Annotated in this window: 5 protein-coding genes; 2 read left to right on the plus strand and 3 right to left on the minus strand. The window is 69.2% G+C overall.

Annotation, left to right across the window (positions count from 1 at the left end):
• From FV222_RS18810 to fliL, 3 genes are all read right to left on the minus strand, one after another.
• A partial coding sequence (locus FV222_RS18810; protein WP_147815377.1) for a DUF6468 domain-containing protein occupies window positions 1–365 on the minus strand: 365 nt, incomplete at its 3' end.
• A 15-nt stretch (window positions 366–380) separates the two neighbouring features.
• Window positions 381–1,595 carry a flagellar motor switch protein FliM gene (fliM, locus tag FV222_RS18815; protein ID WP_147754318.1) on the minus strand — a complete coding sequence of 405 codons (1,215 nt, stop codon included), beginning with the start codon at window positions 1,593–1,595 and terminating at the stop codon, window positions 381–383.
• A 64-nt stretch (window positions 1,596–1,659) separates the two neighbouring features.
• On the minus strand, window positions 1,660–2,175 hold the full coding sequence (fliL, locus tag FV222_RS18820; RefSeq protein WP_147815378.1) for a flagellar basal body-associated protein FliL: 516 nt from the start codon (window positions 2,173–2,175) through the stop codon (window positions 1,660–1,662).
• Between the two features lie 279 nt (window positions 2,176–2,454).
• Between fliL and flgF the strand changes: the two genes are divergently transcribed.
• Window positions 2,455–3,195, plus strand: coding sequence for a flagellar basal-body rod protein FlgF (flgF, locus tag FV222_RS18825; protein ID WP_147815379.1), 741 nt, complete (start codon window positions 2,455–2,457; stop codon window positions 3,193–3,195).
• 14 nt (window positions 3,196–3,209) lie between these two features.
• Window positions 3,210–4,001: a flagellar basal-body rod protein FlgG gene (gene flgG, locus FV222_RS18830; RefSeq protein WP_147754321.1), complete on the plus strand. Its 792-nt coding sequence runs from the start codon at window positions 3,210–3,212 to the stop codon at window positions 3,999–4,001.
• Window positions 4,002–4,188: the final 187 nt, after the last annotated feature.

The following is a 4,188-nucleotide window of genomic DNA, read 5'->3' on the forward strand; positions in this document are numbered from 1 at the left end:
GGTGCCGGCTCGGGGGCGGCCGGTCGGGGCGCGGCACCACGCATCTGCGTGACGATCGCGCCGATGCGGGCGATCACGCCCTCGCCGGCCTCGACCTGAGCGGCGATGTCTGCGGCGTAGCGCTCGGCGGTGCCGAGGCGTTCGGCGAGCGTCCGGTCGCACTCGTCCAGGGTGTTGCGCAGCCCCGCGATGGCGCGCTCGGCGCTGGCGGTGGCCACCATGAGGTCGCCGATGGTCTGGCGCAGCGCCGCCTCGTCGCCCTTCAACTGGACGATGCGCCGCGACAGCTTCATCGACGACACGATGGTGGCGACGAGGAGGATCGCGACGAGGCCGTCGGCGGCGAGCGTGACGAGGAGGCTCATGACCGAAAATCCATCTCAGGCGTCGCTTCGGTTGTTCATCGAGGCCTCGTAGGCCTGGAGCGTGGTGCGCGAGCGCCGCAACGGCCGCGTCACCTGCACGGCGATGCTGTCGTCGACGCGCCCGATCCGCCCCTGGGTCAGCGCCCACTCGCCGCAGCGGACGGTGATCAGGTCGCTGGGCTTGGCGTCGAACATCAGCGTGTCGCCGACCTTCAGGGCCATGACGCGCTTCAGCGGCAGCATCATCTCGTGCAGCACCGCCTCCATCGTCATGTCCGCCTGCCAGATCTCGGTGGCGAGGTGCCCCTCCCAGACGTGGTCGCGGCCGAGCTTCTCGCCCATGAAGCTCTGCATGAGCAGTTCACGGATCGGCTCGATCGTGGCGTAGGGGAACAGGATCTGGAGCAGGCCGCCGCGCCCGTCCATGTCGAGGCGCAGGCTGATCAGGATCGCGGCGTTGGCCGGGCGGGTGATCGTGGCGAAGCGCGGGTTGGTCTCGATCCGGTCGATCCCGAACTTCACCGGGGAGAGCGGCTGGAACGACAGCTCGAGGTCGCCGAGGATGATCTCGACCAGGCGCCGAACGAGCTGCATCTCGATCGTGGTGAAGGGCCGCCCGTCGAGCCGGCTCGACGTGCCGCCGCGCTTGCCCCCGAGCAGCAGGTCCAGGGTCGAGTAGGCGAGGTTCGACTCCACCGTCACCAGCCCGGAATTCTCCCAGGCGTCGGCCTTGAACACCCCGAGCAGGGTCGGCAGCGGGATGGCGTTGAGGTAGTCGCCGAAGCGGACGGAGGTGATGTTGTCGAGGGTCACCTCGACGTTGTCCTGGAAGAAGTTGCGCAGCGAGGTCGACAGCAACCGGATCATCCGGTCGAAGACGATCTCCAGCATCGGGAGGCGTTCGTACTGGACGACGCCCGAATCGACGATGGCGCGCACGCCGCCCGCGCCGGACGCGGACAGCTCGCGCAGGGAGAAGCCGACGACGTCGTCGATCTCGTCCTGGCTGAGGATGCGGTCGTTGCCGGCGAGCTCGGGGAGGTTGTCGCTCTCCCCGTCCTCGATCATCGTCGCCCACTCGGCGGCGACGTCGCTGGCGTTGCGGGTGGTGCCCTGCTCGGCGAGCGCCGCGCCCCACTCGTCGGCGAGCGACGCGTCGCCGCCTTCGGCACCCTGCTCGATCAGGGCCGCCGACCAGTCGTCCTCCACGTTCGGGTCGTCGGGTTCCATGGCGGGCTCGGTTGGGTTGCGGCGCGGGCGGGCTCGGCGGGGTCGGGCTCGGCGGGGTCGTCGGCTACTGGACGATCACGTCCTTGAAGAGCACCGCCTCGACCTTGGCGGGGTAGACCGCGACGTTGACCCGCTTCAGCAACTCCTCGCGGAGGCGGTACATGCCGACCGACCCGGAGATATCGCTGCTGCGCATGTCGCGCATGTAGACCTGCAGCGCGTCCTCGACGCGGGGCATCAGCGGCTTCACCTCGTTCTCGACCTTGGCGTCCTTGAGCTCGAGTGCGATGCGGAGCTTGGCGAACTTGGCCTTGTCGGAGCCGGGCTCGGGGCTGAGGTTCATCACCATCTCGCGCACGTCGAGGAACACGGACGGCTGCTTCACCTCGGCCTTGTCGGCGGCGTGCTCGGTCTCGGCCTGGGCGGCGGCGCGCTTCTTCATCACGAAGGCGCCCCCTCCCCCGCCGAGGAGCAGCACCGCGGCGGCGGCGATGATCACGAGCTTCTTCTTGCTCTTGGGCGCCTCGGCCTCGCCGGGCGCCCCCTCGACGCCTTCCGCTTTCTTGGGCTTCTTGGCCATGAGCGGTGTTCCGTGGTCCGTCGGCTGATGGCTGGGGTACCCGCCTATCGGGTGCGGGCCGGTTCGAGCCTCCGGTATCGGCCCGCAGGGTTAACGCGGCGTTAAGTCGGCACAATCTGCCGGGTCGGCTTTGCCGACGGTCCGATCCGGTCGTGCGGCCATAACGCCCTCCTCACTGTCAACGCACTGAAAAATCACGCAAAATTGCAAAAGATCGATCTGGCACGGGGGATGCGGATATCCCCTCGCCGCCACCGCGGCACGACGGATCGAGTTCAGATGCAGAATGCCCTCCTCGTCGGCGTATCGAGCCAAATGGCGCTTCAGCGCGAGCTCGACGTCATCGCCAACAACATGGCCAACGTCTCGACCACCGGCTTCAAGGGCCGCTCGACGCGCTTCGAGGAGTACCTCATGCCGACGGCGAGCGCCGACACCTTCTCGGACGCCGACCGCCGCCTCTCCTACGTGATCGACCAGGGCACGACCCTCGACCTCGGCCAGGGCGCGATCGAGCCGGACGGCAACCCGACCCACGTGGCGATCCAGGGCGAGGCGTTCTTCTCGGTGCAGACGCCGCAGGGCGTGCGCTTCACCCGCAACGGCGCCTTCGAGGTGAGCGCGCAGGGCAACCTCGTCACCAGCGACGGCTACGCCGTGCAGGGCGAGGGCGGACCGATCACCATCAACCCGCAGGAGACCGGCCTCTCGATCGGGCAGGACGGCACGGTCTCGACCAACCTCGGCGTCCGCGGCCGGGTGAAGCTCGTGACCTTCGCCAACCCGCAGAGCCTGAGCAACGCCGGCGCCAACCTCTACGCCTCGACCGCGCAGCCGCAGCCCGCGGGCATCAAGGGCCGCCTCGAATCGGGGGCGCTGGAGAAGTCCAACGTCAAGCCGGTGCTCGAGATGACCCGGCTGATGGACGTGAACCGGACCTACGCGATGGTGTCCAGCGTGATCACGCGGCTCGACGATCTGCGGGGCACGGCGATCCGCCGCCTCGCCGACGTCGCCTGACCGGGAGCTAGACGATGCGCGCGCTCTACGCCGCCGCCACAGGCATGGCGGCCCAGGAACTCAACGTCCAGGTCATCTCGAACAACATCGCCAACCTTCGCACCACCGGGTACAAGCGCCAGCAGCCGCACTTCCAGGATCTGCTCTACCAGAACCTGCGCCGCGCCGGCGCCTCGACCTCGGACCAGAACACGCAGCTGCCGGCGGGCCTCGCCATCGGCTCGGGCGTGAAGACGGTGTCGACCGCCCGCATCATGTCGCAGGGCACGCTGACCTCGACGGAGAAGGACTACGACGTCGCGATCCGCGGCGAGGGCTTCTTCCGGGTGACGATGCCGGACGGCCGCACCGCCTACAGCCGCGACGGCTCGTTCGACCTGTCGGCCCAGGGGCAGCTCGTGACCCGCGACGGCTATCTCGTCGATCCCGGCGTCACCGTGCCGAACACCGCCACCGCCGTCACCATCAGCGCCACCGGCGCCGTGCAGGCGACGCTGCCGGGGCAGACCGCGCCGCAATCGCTCGGCCAGTTCCAGCTCGCCCGCTTCGTCAACAAGACCGGCCTCGAGTCGATCGGCGACAACTTGTTCATCGAGACCGCGGCCTCCGGCCCGGCGGTCGCCGGTCTGCCCGGCGGCGAGGGCTTCGGCAACCTCCAGCAATCCTACCTGGAGGAGGCGAACGTGAACGCCGTCACCGAGATCTCCTCCCTGATCGCGGCCCAGCGCGCCTACGAGATGAACTCGAAGGTCGTGACCGCCGCCGACCAGATGCTCTCCACCACCTCGCAGATGTTCCGCAGCTAGCGCCGCCCGGAGCCCGACGGTCATGTCCCATTCCTTCGCCTACGACGAACCGAGCCGCGAGGCCGACCTGCGGCCGATCACGCGCCGCGTCGCCCAGCGCACCGCGCCGCTCGGCCTGCCCGTGCTGGTGCGCGCCGCGCTCGCCTTCCTCGCGCTGGCCATGCTCGGCGCCTACACCGTGCCGGCG

Source organism: Methylobacterium sp. WL103 (genome assembly GCF_008039885.1).
In the GTDB taxonomy this organism is placed as follows: domain Bacteria; phylum Pseudomonadota; class Alphaproteobacteria; order Rhizobiales; family Beijerinckiaceae; genus Methylobacterium; species Methylobacterium cerastii.

Coding starts and splice junctions, on each gene's coding strand:
- fliM (WP_147754318.1), bottom strand. CDS start 1,595: ATGGAACCCGACGACCCGAACGTGGAGGACGACTGGTCGGCGGCCCTG.
- fliL (WP_147815378.1), bottom strand. CDS start 2,175: ATGGCCAAGAAGCCCAAGAAAGCGGAAGGCGTCGAGGGGGCGCCCGGC.
- flgF (WP_147815379.1), top strand. CDS start 2,455: ATGCAGAATGCCCTCCTCGTCGGCGTATCGAGCCAAATGGCGCTTCAG.
- flgG (WP_147754321.1), top strand. CDS start 3,210: ATGCGCGCGCTCTACGCCGCCGCCACAGGCATGGCGGCCCAGGAACTC.